17 protein-coding genes and 3 pseudogenes are annotated in these 18,822 nt (G+C 72.3%); 12 read left to right on the forward strand and 8 right to left on the reverse strand.

Annotated features, from left to right (window positions below; all coding sequences use genetic code 11):
- The first annotated feature begins 16 nt into the window (after window positions 1-16).
- The 3 genes from efeB to ACZ6D7_RS06035 are packed head-to-tail and all read left to right on the forward strand — an operon-like array spanning window position 17 to window position 3,110.
- Window positions 17-1,264: an iron uptake transporter deferrochelatase/peroxidase subunit gene (efeB, locus tag ACZ6D7_RS06025; protein WP_469484099.1), complete on the forward strand. Its 1,248-nt coding sequence runs from the start codon at window positions 17-19 to the stop codon at window positions 1,262-1,264.
- Window positions 1,265-1,267: 3 nt separating this feature from the next.
- Window positions 1,268-2,152 carry an iron uptake transporter permease EfeU gene (gene efeU, locus ACZ6D7_RS06030; RefSeq protein WP_469484101.1) on the forward strand — a complete coding sequence of 295 codons (885 nt, stop codon included), beginning with the start codon at window positions 1,268-1,270 and terminating at the stop codon, window positions 2,150-2,152.
- Entirely contained in the window at window positions 2,100-3,110 is a 1,011-nt protein-coding gene (locus ACZ6D7_RS06035; RefSeq protein WP_469484104.1) for an SCO2278 family lipoprotein, read from the forward strand. The genes efeU and ACZ6D7_RS06035 overlap by 53 nt, the downstream gene beginning before the upstream one ends.
- A 61-nt stretch (window positions 3,111-3,171) precedes the next feature.
- Here ACZ6D7_RS06035 and ACZ6D7_RS06040 read toward each other — a convergent pair.
- The 4 genes and pseudogenes from ACZ6D7_RS06040 to ACZ6D7_RS06055 all read right to left on the reverse strand — a co-directional run.
- Window positions 3,172-3,408: pseudogene (locus ACZ6D7_RS06040) on the reverse strand (calcium-binding protein); the annotation flags it as partial.
- 45 nt (window positions 3,409-3,453) lie between these two features.
- A complete protein-coding gene (locus ACZ6D7_RS06045) occupies window positions 3,454-4,191 on the reverse strand; it encodes a bifunctional DNA primase/polymerase (protein WP_469484107.1) in 738 nt (245 codons plus the stop codon).
- Between the two features lie 114 nt (window positions 4,192-4,305).
- The gene (locus ACZ6D7_RS06050; RefSeq protein WP_469484110.1) at window positions 4,306-4,938 is read right to left on the reverse strand and encodes a TetR/AcrR family transcriptional regulator; all 633 of its coding nucleotides are present in this window, start codon (window positions 4,936-4,938) and stop codon (window positions 4,306-4,308) included.
- A gap of 75 nt (window positions 4,939-5,013) precedes the next feature.
- The gene (locus tag ACZ6D7_RS06055; protein WP_469484113.1) at window positions 5,014-6,015 is read right to left on the reverse strand and encodes a Gfo/Idh/MocA family protein; all 1,002 of its coding nucleotides are present in this window, start codon (window positions 6,013-6,015) and stop codon (window positions 5,014-5,016) included.
- An 87-nt stretch (window positions 6,016-6,102) separates the two neighbouring features.
- On the opposite strand from ACZ6D7_RS06055, the gene ACZ6D7_RS06060 reads away from it, so the two are divergent.
- From ACZ6D7_RS06060 to ACZ6D7_RS06070, 3 genes are read left to right on the forward strand one after another with little or no spacing between them, the layout of a single operon-like run.
- On the forward strand, window positions 6,103-7,383 hold the full coding sequence (locus tag ACZ6D7_RS06060; RefSeq protein ID WP_469484115.1) for a multidrug effflux MFS transporter: 1,281 nt from the start codon (window positions 6,103-6,105) through the stop codon (window positions 7,381-7,383).
- Window positions 7,338-8,504: a serine hydrolase domain-containing protein gene (locus ACZ6D7_RS06065; RefSeq protein WP_469484118.1), complete on the forward strand. Its 1,167-nt coding sequence runs from the start codon at window positions 7,338-7,340 to the stop codon at window positions 8,502-8,504. The genes ACZ6D7_RS06060 and ACZ6D7_RS06065 overlap by 46 nt, the downstream gene beginning before the upstream one ends.
- A gap of 40 nt (window positions 8,505-8,544) precedes the next feature.
- Window positions 8,545-9,531 (forward strand): small ribosomal subunit Rsm22 family protein, encoded by a 987-nt coding sequence (locus ACZ6D7_RS06070; RefSeq protein ID WP_469484121.1) that lies wholly within the window; start codon window positions 8,545-8,547, stop codon window positions 9,529-9,531.
- A 40-nt stretch (window positions 9,532-9,571) separates the two neighbouring features.
- On the opposite strand, the pseudogene ACZ6D7_RS06075 reads toward ACZ6D7_RS06070, so the two are convergent.
- The 3 genes and pseudogenes from ACZ6D7_RS06075 to ACZ6D7_RS06085 all read right to left on the reverse strand — a co-directional run.
- Window positions 9,572-10,656 (reverse strand): annotated as a pseudogene (locus ACZ6D7_RS06075) (alkaline phosphatase D family protein); the annotation flags it as partial.
- Between the two features lie 61 nt (window positions 10,657-10,717).
- Window positions 10,718-11,941 carry an RNA-guided endonuclease InsQ/TnpB family protein gene (locus ACZ6D7_RS06080; RefSeq protein WP_469484124.1) on the reverse strand — a complete coding sequence of 408 codons (1,224 nt, stop codon included), beginning with the start codon at window positions 11,939-11,941 and terminating at the stop codon, window positions 10,718-10,720.
- A 199-nt stretch (window positions 11,942-12,140) separates the two neighbouring features.
- A pseudogene (locus ACZ6D7_RS06085) lies at window positions 12,141-12,692 on the reverse strand (alkaline phosphatase D family protein); the annotation flags it as partial.
- A 159-nt stretch (window positions 12,693-12,851) separates the two neighbouring features.
- Between ACZ6D7_RS06085 and ACZ6D7_RS06090 the strand changes: the two are divergent.
- From ACZ6D7_RS06090 to ACZ6D7_RS06100, 3 genes are all read left to right on the forward strand, one after another.
- Window positions 12,852-13,613 (forward strand): SDR family oxidoreductase, encoded by a 762-nt coding sequence (locus tag ACZ6D7_RS06090; RefSeq protein ID WP_469484127.1) that lies wholly within the window; start codon window positions 12,852-12,854, stop codon window positions 13,611-13,613.
- Window positions 13,614-14,091: 478 nt separating this feature from the next.
- Entirely contained in the window at window positions 14,092-15,600 is a 1,509-nt protein-coding gene (locus ACZ6D7_RS06095; protein WP_469484130.1) for an ABC transporter permease, read from the forward strand.
- 127 nt (window positions 15,601-15,727) lie between these two features.
- Window positions 15,728-16,486, forward strand: a complete 759-nt coding sequence (locus ACZ6D7_RS06100) for an ABC transporter ATP-binding protein (RefSeq protein ID WP_469484132.1) — start codon at window positions 15,728-15,730, stop codon at window positions 16,484-16,486.
- Between the two features lie 70 nt (window positions 16,487-16,556).
- Here the strand turns inward: ACZ6D7_RS06100 and ACZ6D7_RS06105 are convergent, their stop codons facing one another.
- A complete protein-coding gene (locus ACZ6D7_RS06105; RefSeq protein WP_469484137.1) occupies window positions 16,557-16,883 on the reverse strand; it encodes a nuclear transport factor 2 family protein in 327 nt (108 codons plus the stop codon).
- Window positions 16,884-17,015: 132 nt separating this feature from the next.
- Between ACZ6D7_RS06105 and ACZ6D7_RS06110 the strand changes: the two genes are divergently transcribed.
- From ACZ6D7_RS06110 to ACZ6D7_RS06120, 3 genes are all read left to right on the forward strand, one after another.
- A complete protein-coding gene (locus ACZ6D7_RS06110; protein ID WP_469484140.1) occupies window positions 17,016-17,558 on the forward strand; it encodes a DoxX family protein in 543 nt (180 codons plus the stop codon).
- A 97-nt stretch (window positions 17,559-17,655) separates the two neighbouring features.
- A complete protein-coding gene (locus tag ACZ6D7_RS06115) occupies window positions 17,656-18,075 on the forward strand; it encodes a MazG-like family protein (protein WP_469484143.1) in 420 nt (139 codons plus the stop codon).
- A 106-nt stretch (window positions 18,076-18,181) separates the two neighbouring features.
- Window positions 18,182-18,811 (forward strand): FxLYD domain-containing protein, encoded by a 630-nt coding sequence (locus ACZ6D7_RS06120; RefSeq protein ID WP_469484147.1) that lies wholly within the window; start codon window positions 18,182-18,184, stop codon window positions 18,809-18,811.
- Window positions 18,812-18,822: the final 11 nt, after the last annotated feature.

Genomic DNA, 18,822 nt, shown 5'->3' on the forward strand with positions numbered 1-18,822 from the left:
GCGGGGGACCAGGGACATGACGGAGATCCAGAGCGGCAGCCCGTCCCGGCGGGCGCTGATCGGCTGGGGCGGTGCCGGGCTCGCGCTCGGCGCCGCCGCGGCGGGCGGCGCGGTCGCGATGACCCGCACCGGCGACGACCTCGACCCGACCGCCGCTGAGACGGGCGCCGCCATCGCGTTCCACGGCGCGCACCAGGCCGGCATCGCCACCCCGGTCCAGGACCGGCTGCACTTCGCCGCGTTCGACGTGACCACCACGGACCGCGCCGAGTTCGTCCGCCTGCTCAAGGACTGGACGGAGGCGGCACGCCGGATGACGGCCGGGAAGGCGGTCGGGGAGGGCGCGTACGGCGGTCTCCCGGAGGCCCCGCCGGACGACACCGGCGAGGCTCTGGGGCTCAAGCCGTCCCGGCTGACGCTGACGATCGGGTTCGGGCCGTCCCTGTTCGAGAAGTTCGGGCTCGCCGACCGGCGGCCCGACGCGCTGATCGACCTGCCCAAGTTCGCGGGGGACGCGCTCGACGCGGCCCGCTCGGGCGGCGACCTGTGCGTCCAGGCGTGCGCGGACGACCCGCAGGTCGCCGTGCACGCGATCCGCAACCTGGCCAGGATCGGCATGGGCAAGGTCGTCATCCGCTGGTCGCAGCTCGGCTTCGGCAAGACCTCGTCCACGACGCCCGAAGCGCAGACCCCGCGCAACCTGATGGGCTTCAAGGACGGCACCCGCAACATCGCGGGAACGGAGACGGACCGGCTGGCGAAGTTCGTGTGGGCCGGCGAGAAGGACGGGTCGCGGTGGATGGCCGGAGGCTCGTATCTCGTCGCCCGGCGGATCCGGATGCACATCGAGACCTGGGACCGCACCTCGCTCCAGGAGCAGGAGGACATCTTCGGCCGGGACAAGGGCGAGGGCGCACCCGTGGGCAAGGCCAAGGAGCGCGACGAGCCGTTCCTGAAGGCGATGCTGCCCGACGCGCACGTCCGGCTCGCGCACCCCGACTCCAACGGCGGCGCGACGCTCCTGCGGCGCGGCTACTCCTTCACGGACGGCACCGACGGCCTCGGCCGGCTGGAGGCGGGGCTGTTCTTCCTCGCCTACCAGCGCGATGTGCGCGAGGGGTTCGTGCGGGTCCAGCGCAACCTCGCCACCGATGCGCTCAACGAGTACATCCAGCACGTGGGTTCGGCCGTCTTCGCCGTCCCGCCGGGCGTCCGTGACAAGGACGACTGGTGGGGCCGGACGCTGTTCTCCGAGGAGGCGTAGCCCGTGTTCTCCAACTACCTGATCGGACTGCGGGAAGGGCTGGAGGCCTCGCTCGTCGTCTGCATCCTCATCGCCTACCTGGTGAAGACCGAACGCCGGGACGCCCTGAAGCCCGTGTGGGGCGGCATCGCCATCGCGGTGCTCCTCGCCCTCGGGTTCGGCTGCGTCCTGGAGTTCGGGTCCCAGGAGCTGACGTTCCAGGCGCAGGAGGCGCTCGGCGGCTCCCTGTCGATCCTCGCGGTCGCCCTGGTGACGTGGATGGTGTTCTGGATGCGGCGCACCGCCCGGCACCTGAGGTCCGAGCTGCACGGCAGGCTCGACGCGGCCCTCGCGATGGGCACCGGCGCGCTGGTCGCCACCGCGTTCCTCGCCGTGGGCCGGGAGGGCCTGGAGACCGCCCTGTTCGTGTGGGCGTCCGTGCACGCGGCCGGCGACGGCAGCCCGCGCCCGCTGATCGGCGTGGCGCTCGGTCTGGCCACCGCCGTGCTCCTGGGCTGGCTGTTCTACCGCGGCGCCCTGAGGATCAACCTCGCGAAGTTCTTCACCTGGACCGGCGGCATGCTCGTCGTCGTCGCCGCCGGTGTGCTGGCGTACGGCGTCCACGACCTCCAGGAGGCCGACTGGGTACCGGGCCTGACGGACAAGGCGTTCGACATCAGCGGCACGATCCCGCCGGACAGCTGGTACGGCACCCTGCTGAAGGGCGTGTTCAACTTCCAGCCCGATCCGACCGTCGTCCAGGTCACGGTGTGGCTGCTGTACCTGGTCCCGACGCTCGCGCTGTTCCTCGCCCCGGTAGGGTTCGCCTCCGGGAAGGGGAAGGTGAAGACACCTGATGACGCACCTGAGGACCAGGGATCGCGGCCCTCGAACGCTCCGCAGGCTTGACCGGAGCGCACTGATAGCGGCCTCGGCGACCGTTCTGTCGTTGACGGCGAGCGGGTGTGTGGTGGTCCACGGGGAGCGCGAGGTGCTTCCCGGGGCCACCCGCGCGGAGGCCGCGAAGGCGCTGGAGCAGTTCACGACCGCGTACAACAAGGCGGACGCGGCGTACGACGGTTCCCTCGACGCCGCGCACACCACCGGCGCCCTCGGGGCGATCGACGCGGCCCGGCTGAAGGCCGGGCAGGTCAACAACCCCGGCGGCAATCCGCAGCACACGCCGCTGGTGCTGTCGGACGTGACGTACACGATCCCCAAGAAGGCGGGCTGGCCGCGCTGGTTCGTCGCCGACGCCAAGTCCAACAAGGGCGGCGGCTCCCGCTGGGTGCTGGTGTTCACCCGCGGTGATCTGTCCGAGCCGTTCCAGGCGGCCTATCTCACGCTGGTGGCGCCGGGCGCGCTGCCGGAGTTCACCAAGGACAAGGACGGCTGGGCGGAGGCCGTGCCCGCCGACGCCGCCGGACTGGCCGTCGCGCCCGAGGACTTGAGCCAGGAGTACGCCTCCTATCTGAAGTCCGGCGGCGACGGGTTCCAGGACGGGGCGTACACCAGCACGCTGCGGGCCACCCGGGCGAAGAACTCCTCGAAGCCGGGGCTGGTGCAGCAGTACATCGACGAGCCGCTGACGAACGGGGACTTCGCGCCGCTGGCGCTGCGCACGGCGGACGGCGGCGCGCTGGTGTTCTTCAGCACGCACCACTACGTCAAACAGACGGCCGCGGCGGGCGCGGCGGTGCCGACGCCGAACAAGAGCGTGAAGGCGCTGACCGTCGGTGAGGTCAAGCAGTCGCTGACGATGGAGTTCGTCGCGAACGGGATCGCGATGGATCCGGCCGCGGCGGGTACGGGGCAGGTGTCGATGCTCAGCCGGCTGGAGGGGCTGACCGGCGCGAAGGGCGAGTAGGCGCCGGCGCCCTCCGGAAAGGGCCCGGCGCCGCGGCGCGAGGTCGCCGTACCGGTCGCGGCTACCGCACGTCGACGTAGTCGGCGGCGGAGGTGGCGGGACCGGTGGTGACGGTGCCGGCGAAGGACCAGCGCCAGTACCCGTCGGCGGTGGCGGTGGCGGTGGCGTGGCCCTGAGGGCCCCGTCGGCGCCGCCCTTGACGGTCCTGACGGTGGTGTAGGTGCTGGCGCCCTTCTTTGCGGAACTGGAGCTTGACCGACTGGTTGGTGTTGCCCAGGTACGCGCCGGTCTCCCAGTTCGTCCCCAGCCGTACTCGTCGGAACCGGTCAGCCGCGGGAACCGGTCAGCCGCGCAGCGGCCACGCCCCCGCGGCGTGGTCCTGGTCCTGGCCCGCGTGCCGTGCGCAGGCGTCCGTCAGGGGCTCCAGGAGGGTCAGAGGGTCCGGGAGGGGGTGTTCCGGGCCGCGCAGCCAGTGGACGGTCCGGCCGTCCTCGCCGGGGAGGCGGGCGGGGGGCACGAGGACGTAGGAGCCGCGGCAGTGCCAGCGCATGCCGGGGTGTTCGTCCATGGTCTCGGGGTGGCAGTCCAGCGCACAGGGCCACCACTCGTCCTCGTCCTCGGGGGTACCCCGGGTGAGGGTGAAGAACAGCATGCGGCCGTCGTCGCTCTCGGCGACCGGGCCGACCTCGACGCCGGAGCCGAGGAGCTCTTCCAGGGCCTCCCGGCCGGCCTCCAGCGGGACGTCGAGGACGTCGTGGGTCATGCCGGTCGCGGTGATGAAGTTGGCCTGCGGCTGGTGGCGGGCCCAGCGTTCGATCTGGGCGCGGTCGGTGGTGGACTGCGTCTGCCAGGCGAAGGACACCGGGTGCCGGGCGGGGGTCGGACAGCCGACCCGGTCGCAGGAGCAGCCGTAGCCGGCGGCGGGGTGGGCAGCGGGCGCGAGGGGGAGTCCGGCCTCGGCGGCGGCGACGAGCAGGGCCTCACGGTCGCCGTCGCCGGCGGCCTGCGTCGGGCGGCTTCCGCGCAGCCACCGGGTGAGTCTGCCCCGCAGGCCGGTCGGGCCGCCGAACTCCGCGCTCATCTGTCCCCTCGCCTCGCTGTGGTGCGGACAGCATGCCTCATGGTCCCATCATCCTGCGCATCGGGGGTGCGGTACCCCCAAACGGGGCAGGTGGGGCGGATGGGTCCGCAGGGGTCAGCGGGGGGCGAGACCGTACAGCGCGTAGTCGACGAGGGTGTCGGTGTAGTCGTAGGAGATCGGGCCGGTGTGCTGGAGCCAGCGCTGGGCCAGCGGGGAGATGAAGAACTCCAGGGCGATGCGCGGGTCGATCCCGGGGCGGACCTGGCCGGCCTCCTGGGCGGAGCGCAGCCGGTCGACGTAGAGCTGGATGTTCGGTTCCATGAGCGCGCTGGTGAACCTCCGGCCGGCCTGCGCGTCGACCACGCCCTCGGCGGCCAGGGCCCGGGCGGGCGCCTCGAACCTGGGGTCCTGCAGCTGGTCGACGGTGGCCCGCAGCACGGCCTTGATGTCGGCGGCGAGGTCTCCGGTGTCCGGGAGGGCGTACGGCCCCTGCTCCGAGGCCCCGGCCTCGCGCGCCGACTGTTCGCCGAGGTCGAGGAACGCCTCCAGCAGGACGTCGGCCTTGGAGCCCCACCAGCGGTAGATGGTCTGCTTGCCGACGCCGGCGCGCGCGGCGATCCCCTCGATGGTGGTCCTGGGGTAGCCGACCTCGCCGACGAGGGCGAGGGCGGCTTCGTAGATCGCGCGGCGGGACTTCTCGCTGCGGCGGGCGGTGTCGGGGGCGGCCTTCGCCGGCTTGGTGACCATGCGTCGACGGTACCAAGCCGATGAGACGCCCCGTCTCGCCAGGTCCGGGGCAGCCTCAGCAGGTCCGGGGCAGCCTCAGGCGGGCTCCCCCGGGTAGCGCACCCCGATCCGCCGCCGGACCGCGTCCAGCGTCCGCATCACGGCGAGGGTGCCGTCGAGCGGGACGAGCGGGGACTCGGTCTCGCCGGCCCGCAGCGCGCGCATGACCTCGCGGGCCTCGTGCCGGAAAGTGGTGCGGGGGCCGTCGGCCGGGTCGGCGGTGAACTCCTCGGGGTCACGCCCGGCGCGGTGCAGCACGAACCGGTCGGGGTGGAAGAACCCGGACGGGATGTCGATCCGGCCGCGCGAGCCGGTGACGGACGCGGTGGTGCCGGTGCCGCCGCTCACCGAGCAGTGCAGGGCGGCCAGCGCGCCGGAGTCCCAGGACAGGGCGAGGGCGGTCTGGAGGTCGACGCCCTCGGCGGAGAGCACGGCTTGCGCGGAGATCCCGGCCGGCTCACCGAGCAGCAGCTGGGCGAAGGAGACCGGGTAGACGCCCAGGTCGAGGAGGGCGCCGCCGCCCTGCTCGGGGTCGCGCAGCCGGTGCGAGGGCGGGAAGGGGCCTTCGAGGCCGAAGTCGGCCTGGACGGTGCGGACCTCACCGATGGCGCCGTCGTCGATCAGGGCCTTGAGCCGGCGCACGACCGGGCTGCAGTACATCCACATGGCCTCCATCAGGAAGCGGCCCTCCTGGCGGGCCAGCGCGACGAGTTCCTCGGCCTCGCGCGAGTTCAGCGTGAACGGCTTCTCGCACAGCACGCCCCGCCCGGCCTTCAGGCAGAGCCCGGCGGCGGCCCGGTGGGCGGAGTGCGGGGTGGCGACGTAGACGACATCGATGTCCGGGTCCTGGGCGAGCGCCTCCCAGTCGCCGTAGGCCCGGGAGATACCGAACCGCTCGGCGAACGCCCGCGCGGAGGTCTCGGTGCGCGAGGCGACCGCCACGACCTCCGCGTCCGGCAGGTCGATCAGGTCCGCCGTGAACGCGGCGGCGATCCCGCCGGTCGCCAGGATTGCCCACCGCACCGTGTCCGTCGTCATACCCTGCCCGTCTCTCGTGCCGTACCAGCAGTCCGTTCGAGCTGAGAGCATAGGTGGCGCTGATGTCGGTGAGGGAGGGGCGAGCGGATGCCCGAGGGCGGGGCGATACCCGAGGTGACCGAGGCCGCCGTGGCGGCGCCGTCGCGCGCGCGACGGCGGACCGGGCTGCTGGTGACCCTGATCCTGGGCGGGCTGACCGCCACTCCCCCGCTGTCGATGGACATGTACCTCCCGGCGCTGCCGGAGGTCACCCGCCATCTGCACGCGCCCGCCGCGACCGTCCAGCTGACCCTGACGGCCTGTCTGGCCGGGATGGCGCTCGGCCAGCTGGTGGTGGGCCCGATGAGCGACCGGTGGGGGCGCCGGCGGCCGCTGCTGGCCGGGCTCGCGGTGTACGTCCTGGCGACCGCGCTGTGCGCCCTCGCCCCGACCGTGGAGCTGCTGGTCGCGTTCCGGCTGGTGCAGGGACTCGCGGGCGCGGCCGGGATCGTGATCGCGCGGGCCGTCGTCCGCGATCTGTACGACGGCGTGGCCATGGCCCGGTTCTTCTCCACGCTGATGCTGATCTCCGGGGTCGCGCCGGTGGTGGCACCGCTGATCGGCGCCCAGATCCTGCGGACGACGGACTGGCGGGGGGTGTTCGTGCTGCTCACGGCGGTGGGGCTGGCGCTGGCCGGGCTGGTGTGGGCGCGGCTGCCGGAGACCCTGGACCCCCGTGACCGGCATGCGGGCGGGGTCGGGGAGGCGCTGCGCTCGATGCGCCGGCTGCTGGCCGACGCGCGGTTCACCGGCTACATGCTGACCGGCGGCTTCTCCTTCGCGGCGCTCTTCGCCTACATCTCGGCCTCGCCGTTCGTGGTGCAGGAGATCTACGGCGCCTCCCCGCAGACGTTCGGTCTGCTGTTCGGCCTGAACTCGGTGGGGCTGGTCCTGGTCGGGCAGATCAACGGCAAGGTGCTGGTGGGCCGGGTCCGGCTGGACCGGGTGCTGGCGGCCGGGCTGACGGTGATCACGCTGGCCTCGGCCGCGCTGCTGCTGATGTCGGCCGGGGTGTTCGGCGAGGTCGGGCTGGCGCCGGTGGCGGCCGCGCTGTTCGTGCTGATGTCCGCGATGGGCGTGACGCTGCCCAACGCGCAGACGCTCGCCCTGATGCGGGTGCGGCACTCGGCCGGTTCCGCCTCCGCGCTGCTGGGGACCACGTCGTTCCTCATCGGCGCGATCGCCTCGCCGCTCGTCGGGATCGCCGGGGAGCGCACCGCTGTCCCGATGGCCGTCGTCCAACTGGCGGCGGCACTGGTGGCGCTGGCCTTCTTCGTGGGAATGTGCCGTCCCTGGACAGCGGCGGGGGCGGAAGGAGCAGGGAGCTGAGCGCACCGAGACTGCGCGTCGACACCCCGGAACGGGCCGGGCTCGACCCCGAGGAAACGCGCCTCCTGGTGCGCGATGTGGTGGACCTGACGGCCGGCGACCGGCCGTGGGCGGCGGGCGCCGTGGTGGTCGCCGGGCGCGGCCCGGTGATCGCCGTGCAGGAGGCGGTGGGCTGGGCCGTGCGCTATTCGGCCTACGACCCGCGGGCCGACGAGGGCGTGGAGCTGCCGGCCGCCGAGCGGGTGCCGATGACCGTCGACACGCCCTTCGACCTGGCCTCTCTCACCAAGCTGTTCACGTCCGTCGCGGCGGTGCAGCAGATCGAGCGCGGCACGCTCGGCATCGACGCGCGGATCGGCGCGTATCTGCCGGACTTCCGGGCGGCCGCCGCCCACGACATCACCGTGCGACAGCTGCTCACCCACACCTCCGGGCTGCGCCCCGAGCTGCCGCTGTACTCGTACGCGGACGACACGGAGCGCCTCGACGTGCTGCGCGCGGAGGCGCCGGTGGCCGAGCCGGGCGGCTACCGGTACTCCGATCTGAACATGCTGCTCCTCCAGCAGCTGCTGGAGCGCCTCACCGACCGCACCCTGGACGTCCTGGTGCACGACGGGATCACCCGGCCGCTGGGCATGACGGCGACCGACTTCGGGCCCTGCCCCGGCGCGGCGGCCACCGAGGACCAGCGGCGGCCGTGGGCCAAGGCGGACCGGGGGATGCTGCGGGGTGTGGTGCACGACGAGAACGCCTGGGCGCTGGGCGGGGTGGCCGGGCACGCGGGCCTGTTCTCCACCGGCCGCGATCTGGCGGTGTTCTGCCGCACCCTGCTCGCGGGCGGCTCCTACGGCCCGGCCCGCATCCTCGGCCCCGACTTCGTGGAGCTGCTGCTGGCCGCGCCGGGCCTGGGCTTCGCCGTGGACCAGCCGTGGTTCATGGGCGAGCTGGCGGGCGAGGGCGCGGCCGGCCACACGGGCTTCACCGGGACCTCGCTGGTCCTGGACCCGGCGACGGACACCTTCGTGGTGCTGCTGGCGAACACGGTGCATCCCGTCCGCCGACAGCCGGACAGCGCGCCGCGGGCCCTGGTGGGGACGCGGATGGCCATGGCGGTGCGGTGATGGGGGTCGCGCGGTGCCCGGGGCCTCGTAAAATCGCCAGGTGAACGTCTCCGTATCCGCCGCCGAGACCCTGCGCACCGCCCTCGGGGAACTGCTCGACGGGCTCCCGCCCCGGCAGGCCGCGCAGGCCGTCGAGCGGCTCATCGCCAACTATCGGGGGGCCACCCCGACCGACGCCCCGATCCTGCGCGACCGCGCCGACGTGGCCGCGTACGCCGCGTACCGGATGCCGGCGACCTTCGAGGCGGTGCGGTCGGCGCTGGAGGCGTTCGCGGACGCGGTGCCGCGGTGGACGCCGGGCAGCCATGTGGACGTCGGCGGCGGCACCGGCGCGGCGACCTGGGCGGTCGGCGCGACCTGGGAGGGGACGCGCCCGGTGACCGTCCTGGACTGGGCGGAGCCGGCGCTGGCGCTGGGCCGTGAGGTGGCTGCCGCGAACCCGGCCCTCAAGGACGTCCGCTGGCGGCGCGCCCGGATCGGCTCGTCCCTGGTGCTGGAGAGCACCGACCTGGTGACGGTCTCGTACGTGCTCAACGAGCTGTCCGCCGCCGACCGCGCCGCCCTGGTGGACGCCGCCGCTGCGGCCGCGCAGGCCGTGGTGATCGTCGAGCCCGGCACCCCGGACGGCTACGCCCGGATCATCGAGGCCCGCGACCGCCTGATCGCGGCCGGCTTCCGGATCGCCGCGCCCTGTCCGCACAGCGCGGCCTGCCCGATCGCGCCCGGCGCGGACTGGTGCCACTTCTCGGCGCGGGTCAGCCGTTCCTCCCTGCACCGGCAGGTCAAGGGCGGCTCCCTGCCGTACGAGGACGAGAAGTTCGCCTATGTCGCCGCCGCCCGTTTCCCCGTCTCCCCCGCCCCGTCCCGGGTGGTGCGGCGGCCGCAGATCCGCAAGGGCCAGGTGCTCCTCGACCTGTGCGAGGCCGAGGAGCGGCTGGAGCGGACGACGGTGACGAAGAAGCACGGCGACCTGTACAAGGCGGCCCGGGACGCGGCTTGGGGCGACGCCTGGCCGCCGGCCGACTAGCCGGTCCCTGGACGGGCCCTGTACGTGCCTTGCACGTGCCCTAGACGGGCTGGAGGCCCTGGTCGCCGATCTCCGTGACGAAGGACGCGGCCGTGCCGATCGGGGCGCCCTGGGTGGTGACGTACGGGACGGTCTTGAAGTCCGCGCGGGCCAGGTCGCGGCCGAGGGCGACGGTGACGTAGCCGCGCCGCCCGTTGTAGAACTTCATGTGCGGGTTGGCCGTCATGTAGGTGTTCCAGTTCGCGGGCTTGTCGGAGCCGTTGCGGCCGCTGGCGATCGAGGTGGCCACGATCTCGGTGCCGAGGGTCCGGGAGGCCGGGTCGTCGAAGTCGTCCTTGAGGTCGAAGGCGTACCCGACGTGCACATCGCCGGTGAGGACCATCAGGTTGTCGACGCCGGCGGCCCGCGCGCCCTCCAGGATCCGGCGGCGGGAGGCGCGGTAGCCGTCCCAGGCGTCCATCGACAGCTTGGCGACCGGGTTCAGGTCCAACTTCCGCTGGGAGAAGGTGACCTGCTGCGGGACGACGTTCCACAGCGCCCGTGAGGCGTGCCAGCCGTCGAGCAGCCACCGTTCCTGGCCGGCGCCGGTCATGGTGCGCGCCGGGTCGTCGATGTCGGGTCCGGGCAGCTGCGCGCCGTCGCCGTAGGCCTGGTTGGAGCGGTACTGGCGGGTGTCGAGGACGTCGAACTGGGCGAGGTCGCCCCAGTGGAGGCGGCGGTACAGGCGCATGTCGGGGCCGTCGGGGAGCTGCGGGCGGCGCAGTGGCTGGTTCTCCCAGAAGGCGCGGTAGGCGGAGGCGCGGCGCAGCAGGAACTCCTCCGGCGGGACGTCGTTCTCGGGGAGGTCGCCGGCGTAGTTGTTCTCGGTCTCGTGGTCGTCCCAGGTGACGACGAAGGGGTGCGCGGCGTGCGCGGCCATCAGGTCGGGGTCGGACTTGTAGAGGGCGTACCGCAGGCGGTAGTCCTCCAGGGTCACGGTCTCCCGGTCGAACAGGTCGGGGAGGGTGCGGTCGGTGTAGTTGCGGTTGTTGCCGACCGCGTTGATGGCGTACTCGTACAGGTAGTCGCCGAGGTGGAAGACCACGTCGACGTCGTCCTGGGCGAGAGGTGGCCGTAGGGCGTGTATTGACATGCTCCTCGCCCTGAAGGGCGAGGATTCTGGCCTTCTCGACTGGTTGCTGTGCCGCTACGCGGCACGGTTTCCGGTCGGGAATCCGTGGCTTCCTGTTTCTTCGCGCTGTGCCGGGATTACTCCCGGTCTTACCGGCGCTCCGCAGGCCGATACCGCCAGTCCGGCGGCCATCTTCACGTTGATCGCGGCATTGACGTCCCGGTCGTGGACCGCGCCGCAGGCGCCGCACGTCCACTCCCGCACGTTCAGGGGTTTGGGTCCGTCCACGGCGCCGCAGGTAGAGCAGGTCTGCGAGGTCGGTGTGAACCGGCCGATCGTGACCAGGGTGCGGCCGTACCGATCCGCCTTGTACGTCAGCATGCTGGTGAACGAGGACCATCCGGCATCGTGCACGGACTTGGCCAGCCTCGTGCGGGCCAGCCCCGCCACCGACAGGTCCTCCACGGCGATCCCTTGGTTCTCGGAGATCAGCCTCGTGGAGAGCTGGTGGTGGAACTCACGGCGTGCGTCGGCGACCTTCGCATGGGCGCGGGCGACCTTGAGGCGGGCCTTGGCCCGGTTCCTGGATCCCTTCTGCTTGCGGGACAGCTCCTTCTGCGCCTTCTTCAGCTTCTTCTCCGCCCGGCGCAGGAACCTGGGAGAGTCGATCTTCGTGCCGTCGGACAGGACGGCGAAATGGGTCAGGCCCAGATCGATGCCGATGGTCTGGTCGGTTTCGGGCATCCGGGTCGCGTCGGCGGCGGGGTCGGTGTCGATGACGAAGGACGCGAAATACCGGCCAGCCGCGTCCATCACGACGGTGACCGAGGCGGGGGTGGCGGGCAGCGCGCGGGACCACTTCACCTTCACCGCGCCGATCTTCGGCAGGTTCAGACGGCCGCTGCCGGTGATGCTCCAGCGGGCGTTGGCGGTGAACCGGACCGACTGCCGGGTGTCCTTACGGGACTTGAACCGGGGTGCACCCAGTTTCGGACCCCTGCGGGTGCCAGTGAGGGAAGCGAAGAAATTGCGGTACGCACTCTCGGCATCCCGCAGGGACTGCTGCAGGACGACCGCGGAGACCTCGCCCAGCCAGGACCGTTCCGCTGTCCGCTTCGCCTCCGTGACCAGCCTCCTCGACAGCTCTCCGGCCGTCGGAAACGACTGCCCGGCCCGGCGGGCGTCCTCGCGGGCACGCACCGCGTCGTTGAACACCACCCGGGCGCACCCGAACGCCCTGGCCAGCGCAGTGCGCTGGCCGGCATCCGGGTACAGACGGAAGCTGTACCGGAGCTGCATGACGATCACATTAGGGAGGTCGCACACGCGTCACCAGAGAGAACATGCGAACGAATCATCACCCTGACTCTCTCGCCTCCCCTCCCCACCGCAGCGTCCGGCTCCGCCGGAACAATGCCGCGACGCTCCGCGTCGCCGTCATCAGATTCGCTTCACCCCCGGCCTGAAGGCCGGAGCACTGCGAATGAATCCCGGTAGCGTCGGCGTACGCCTGGCAGGAGACGGCGGCGAGGGTGAGGGCCGAGGTCCGGGCGTGCGGGGCCGGCGCGGTGCGGGTGCGGCCGGCGGGGCTGGTCCAGGCGCCGGTGCGGAAGCGGTAGTGGTAGACGCGGCCGGGGGCGAGAGGGCCGACCTCGACGTGGACGGTGTGGTCGAACTCGGGGTGCGCGGTGGCGGTGCCGCGTCTGACGATCCGCCGGAAGTTCTCGTCGTGGGCCAGTTCCCAGTGGACGGCGACGCGTTCGGCGGGCAGGCCGCCGTCCGGCTGGTACGGGGCCGGGGCGAGGCGGGTCCACAGCAGCACGGAGCCGGGCAGCGGGTCGCCGGAGGCCACGCCGAGGGTGAAGGGGTCGTCGGTGATGCGCGCGGGGTCGAGTTCGGCGGCGGCAGCGGTGCCGGCGGCCGGCAGGTTGACGGCGAAGGCGAGCGCGGCGGCCGCGCCGGTGACGGTGAGGAAGCGGCGGCGGCCGATCCGCCGGGCCGCCTCGCGGAGTTCGGGGGCGTGCTGGGACTGGCGTGCTGCGGGTGTCATTCCGGTCCTCCCCTGAAAATGGATGCAGGAGGCATTGGAGTGGCCGGGAACGACACGGGAGCATCCCCCGGTTGGCGCGTACACGACAGTCGAATGACGGACCGACATGTTCCGCATGGCGGACGGCGACTTCCGGCGCCTGACGTACGCTGCGAGCCCATGGACGCGTTGAGGAACACGAAGGTCGCGGTGGTCACGGGCGCGGGGTCGGGCATCGGCCGCGCGGTGGCGGTGGAACTGCTGCGCACGGGCTGGTCGGTGGCGCTGGCGGGCCGGCGGGCCGCGACCCTGGAGGAGACGGCCGCGCTGGTGCCCGAGGGCGCGAGTCTCGCCGTACGGACGGACGTCTCACGGCCGGAGGACGTCACGGCGCTCTTCGCCGCCGTCCGCGACCGCTTCGGGCGGCTGGACCTGCTGTTCAACAACGCCGGGACGTTCGGCCCCGGCGGGGTGCCCTTCGAGGAACTCCCCTACGACGCCTGGCGGCACGTGGTGGACACCAACCTCAACGGGGCGTTCCTGTGCGCGCAGGCGGCGTTCCGGCAGATGAAGGAGCAGGAGCCCCGCGGCGGACGCATCATCAACAACGGCTCGATCTCGGCCCACACGCCCCGCCCGCGCTCGGCGCCCTACACGGCGACCAAGCACGCCCTGACCGGGCTGACGAAGTCCCTCTCCCTGGACGGGCGGGCGTACGGCATCGCGGTCGGGCAGATCGACATCGGCAACGCGGCCACCGACATGACGGCCCGGATGGAGACGGGCGCGCTCCAGGCCAACGGCGAGATCGCGCCGGAACCGGTGATGGACGTCGCCGACGTGGCACGCACGGTGCGGCACATGGCGGAGCTGCCGCTCGAGGCGAACGTGCAGTTCGCGACGGTACTGGCGACGGCGATGCCGTACGTGGGGCGGGGCTGAGGCGGCCCCACAGGTCGTCAACCCCTCAACCTACACAAGCGGAATTTGGCCATCCGTACCATTGCGGCCGGTAGCGGACTTATGCTCAACTCTCCTCCACAAGAACTTCACACTTGGAGCGTGAGCGCTCCGCTCCGTGGACCACACCGAGGGGGGAGGGGCAGCCGTCCCACGGCACCGGGTGGGGGTGGCCCTCGCAAGGGACCGCGAGGTACACACCGGGGCCGTGGGACGGCTGCCGCACACGTCGGCGCGGGGGCCGGGGCCGAGGGCCGGGGCCGGGCAGTCAACCCGCCCCACCTGGGAAGAGACCCTCCACAGCTGAGGAATCAGCTGTCTGACGGAATTCTGATCCGGGAGCCTGGAAAGGGCCCGCATTCTCAGTCCTTACACATCCTTCACTCAGTCCGACTCAAAGGTTCCTCCCTAGTTTTTGGGCCGCGCCCACAGCGGGCGTCAAGAACCTTCGAGGAACGGGATGTTTGGCATCTATCTCAAGCGCGAGCTGGGCCGGCGCAAGAAGGCGGCCCTGGTCATCGCACTGGGTCTGGCGCTCGGTATCGCCCTGGTCATCACCGTCAACTCGGTGTCGGCCGGCATGACGCAGGCGCAGGACAAGGTCCTGCAGTCGCTGTACGGACTCGGCACGGACATGACCGTGACCAAGGCGCGCACGGCACCCACGGACAACAGCTCGGGCGGCCCGAGATTCGAGTTCGACGCCTCCTCGGAGGACGACGACACCGAGCAGAGTTCGGACCGGGTGATGACTCAGGGGGGTCAGGCCCTGAAGTCCTCGCTCGTGACGAAGGTCGCCGGGCAGAAGGGCGTGGCGAACGCGGTCGGCGCGCTCACCCTGAACGTCACGAAGGTCGACGGCTCCTTCACCCAGGGCCGCGCGGAGAGCTCCACCGGAAGCAGTGGCAGCGGCAACAGCGGCCAGGGCGGTCCCGGCGGCGGCCAGAACAGCGGCTCCACCGCGGCCCCGCAGGTGCAGGGCGGCGGCGCCTCCTTCGACGTGAACTCCTACTCCGTCGCCGGTGTGGACGTCACCGACCAGGGCCTCGGGCCGCTGGCCGGCTCGAAGATCACCTCGGGCAGGACGTTCACGTCCGCGCAGACCAACGCGAAGGTCGCGGTCGTGGCCAAGTCGTACGCCAAGGAGAACGAGTACAAGGTCGGCTCGACCCTGAAGATCTCCGGCACCAAGTACAAGATCATCGGCATCGCGACGCCCGAGAGCAGCGAGTCCACCACCGACGTCTACCTGCCGCTCAAGCAGGCGCAGACCCTCGCCGACGCCAAGAACCAGGTCACCACGATCTACGTCAAGGCGACGGACTCGAAGCAGATCGACACCGTCAAGGCGGCCATCCAGAAGAACATCTCCGGTACGACGGTGACGACCTCCGCCGATCTGGCCGAGACCGTCTCCGGCTCCCTCTCCACCGCGTCCAACCTGGCCACCAGCGTCGGCAAGTGGCTGTCGATCGCCGTGCTCGCCGCCGCGTTCCTGGTCGCCGCGCTGCTCACCTCCTCGGCGGTGTCCCGCCGGGTGCGTGAGTTCGGCACCCTGAAGGCGCTGGGCTGGCCGAGCCGCCGGGTGACCCGGCAGGTCGTCGGCGAGTCCATCGTCAACGGTCTGCTCGGCGGCGCCCTCGGCATCGCGCTCGGCCTGGCGGCCGCGTACACGGTGACCGCGATCAGCCCCAAGCTCACGGCCGAGCTCGGCAGCGGCGCCGGCGGCGGCGGTGGCGGCGGCGGCGGTGGCGGTGGCGGCATGGGCGGCGGCCCCGGCGCCGGCGGCGGTCCGGGCCAGCAGTCGGCGTCCAGCACGATGGAGATCGCCCTCTCCGCCCCCGTCTCCGTCACCACCATCGCCCTCGCGGTGGGCCTGGCGGTGGCCGGCGGTCTGATCGCCGGCGCGATGGGCGGCTGGCGGGCCTCCCGGATGCGGCCGGCGGACGCGCTGCGGAGCGTGTCGTAACCCACCCCGCGCGGGGGCCCCTCGAACAGGGCCACTCGAGCAGGGGCGTCGCGTACCCCCTCCCCCCGGCACGCGGCGCCCCGTCCCTCTTCTTTCTCTCTACGCGGCTACGGAGCTGGAGCTACCCATGTACAGACTGACCGGCGTCACCAAGCGCTACACACGGGGCAAGGAGACCGTCGAGGCGCTGCGCGGCATCGACCTGACCATCGAGGACGGCGACCAGCTCGTCATCCAGGGCCCGACCGGCGGCGGCAAGTCGACGCTGCTCCAGATGATCGGCGGCCTGGACCGCCCGACCGAGGGCAGCGTCGAGCTGGACGGCGTCGACCTCGCCCGCATCAGCGAGGCGAAGCTGACCCGGATGCGCGCCGAGAAGATCGGCATCATCTTCCAGTCGTTCAACCTCATCCCGACGCTCACCGCGCAGGAGAACGTCGAGACCGCCCTCGTCCCGCTCGGTGTGAAGCCGGCCGAGCGGCGCGAACGGGCCGCGGAGGCCCTGCGTTCGGTGGGCCTCGGCGAGCGCCTCGGGCACGCGCCCTCGGAACTCTCCGGCGGCCAGCAGCAGCGCGTCGCGATCGCCCGCGCGCTGGTGAAGAAGCCGAAGGTGCTGCTCGCCGACGAGCCCACCGGCAACCTCGACGAGGGCACCCGCGACGACATCATGGGCCTGCTGGAGGGCCTGTGGCACGAGTACGGGCTGACCTTCATCATGGTCACCCACGACTCGTCGATCGCCCGCAAGGCCCCTCGTCTGGCCACCATCAAGGCCGGGCAGATCACGCTGACCGAGCAGGGCGGGGCGCGGGCGTACGCCCAGCAGCAGGCGCGGCCGCCGTACGCCGGGTACGGCGCGCAGGGCTACGGCACCGAGGGCTGCTGAGCCGACGCGTGGCCGGTTGCCCGATCGCCCGATCACCCGATTGGGGCCGGCCGGTTCGAGGCCGGCCGGTCTACGCCTGGCCGGTCTCGAACCGGGAGATGTGCCCGTCGTCCGTGATGTCGAAGTGCCACCGGGTGCGCATCTCGCCCCAGGTGTCGTTGCGGTAGTCGACGACGAGGTCACGGCCGCCGTTGGACTCCTTGACGACCTCCATGTGGCCCCGGGAGGAAAAGATCTCCTGGTCGACCCACTGGGTGAGGTCACGGTCGGAACCGTCGTCCGACATGGTCGCGTCCGGGGTGAGCAGGTTCTGGAAGCCGCTCTCGTCATGGGCGTTGACAGCGCTGACGAAGGCCCGGACGGCCGGGTCGGTGAGTTTTCCGGTCTGGATCGTCATACGGGTCAGCGTCACACCGCCTCCCGGCCCCCGCCACCCGAACGGCGCCCAGGAGGGGCTGGTCCGGTGGGGGAGGTGCGACGGTGGAGACATGTGGGGGTGTTCCTGCTGTCATCTGCTCAGGGAGTCACCGTGACCTGTTACGACCGACGTGATGTGGGCCTGCTGCTGCTCCGGCTGGGCGCCGGCGGAGTGCTGGTCGCCCACGGCACACAGAAGCTGTTCGGCTGGTTCGGCGGGCACGGCCTGGAAGGGACCGGCCAGTTCATGGAGTCCGTCGGCTACGCCCCCGGCAAGGCCAGCGCCACCGCGGCGGGTCTGGCGGAGGCGGGCGGCGGCACGCTGCTGGCGCTGGGCCTTGCCACCCCGGCGGCGGGTGCGGCGGCGGCCGGCGCGATGGCGGGCGCGTCCGCCGTCCACGCGCCGAACGGCTTCTTCAACCAGGGCGGCGGCTACGAGTACGCCGCCACCCTGGGGCTGACCGCCGCCGGCCTCGCCATCACGGGCCCCGGCCGCCTCTCCCTGGACCACGCCCTCGGCCACTCGGTCGACCAGAGCTGGATGGTCCCGACCTCCCTCGGCGTGACGGCGGCGGTCACGGCGGTGGTGGTCGGGATGCGGAACCTGCGCCTGCGGAAGCGGGAGGAGGGGGAGCAGGAGGCGCTGTTCGACTAGTCGTCGCCCGGTGCCGGGCCGCGCCGCAGGGCAGGGATGGCAGGCATGGCAGGGATGGCAGGCATGGCAGGCATGGCAGGCATGGCAGGCTGCCGGTATGACCGCCGCCTACGACGCCCAGGCCCCCCGGCCCGACTCCCCCGGCCCCGCCCCCGTCCCTGTCCCCGTCCCTGTCCCCGTCGCCGACCTCTGGCCCACCGTCGACGCCCTCTGGGCCTGGCTGGAGGCCGACCAGCCGATCACCGGCCGCGAGGGCCTGCTGCTGCGCATTCTGAAGCTGTCGGAGGAGGTCGGCGAGGCCGCCCAGGCGGTCATCGGCGCCACCGGCCAGAACCCCCGCAAGGGCACCACCCACACCTGGGACGACGTCCGCTCGGAACTCTGCGACGTGGCCATCACGGCCCTCGTCGCCCTGCGCACGTTGACGCCGGAGGCGGAGGGGGTGTTCGCGGCGCATCTGGGACGGGTGAGGGAGCGGTCGCTGGGGCCGGCCGACGGCCCGGCATGTCGTAAGTAAGTGGCGTATGGGGATGTCGACTTGAAATGATCAGGGTGCCCCAGAGACTGACCGGCGCCCGTCCGAGCGGACGGGCGTCTTCCTGTGCAGAGGACACCCCCATCCCGTGACCGAGAACGCGCCCCAGGATCCCGGCGCCGCCTTCCCGCCCCCGCCGCCCGCCGCACCCTTCGCCGCCGCCCCGGCCCCGGCCCCGGCCCCCGTCCCGGGAACGGCCCCGGTACCGATACCGGCCCCGCTCCCGGCCGGCGCCCCGCCGCGCCGTACGGCCCGTCGGGCCCTCATCGCCGGCGCGGTCGCCGTCGTCCTGCTGGCCGGCGGAGGTGTCACCTGGTGGGCGCTGTCCGGTGACGGCGACGCCCTGAGCCATGTCGAGGTCTCGGGCGGCAAGCTCGTCGAGGGCGAGAACACGCTCCTCGACGAGGACGAGGAGTGCGACGACACCGACGAGTACTCCTACAACGACTGTGACGCCGGCACCGTCTACCAGTACATCTACAAGATCACCAACAAGGGCGACGAACCCGCCAACTACTCCGTGATCGTCAACGGCTTCGACGAGGACGGAGACTTCGTCGGCCAGGCCTACGCCAGCGTCGCGCACCTGGGCCCCGGCAAGACCGAGGCCGACACCGGCGACTTCGACGAGTACACCGAGTTCGAGGGCGACCACGACCTGTCGGACATCGCGTCCGTGAAGGTCGCCCACGTCGAACGCGTTCCCCTGGCCAACTGACGCCGCCCTCG

Source organism: Streptomyces sp. NPDC041784 (assembly GCF_055591025.1).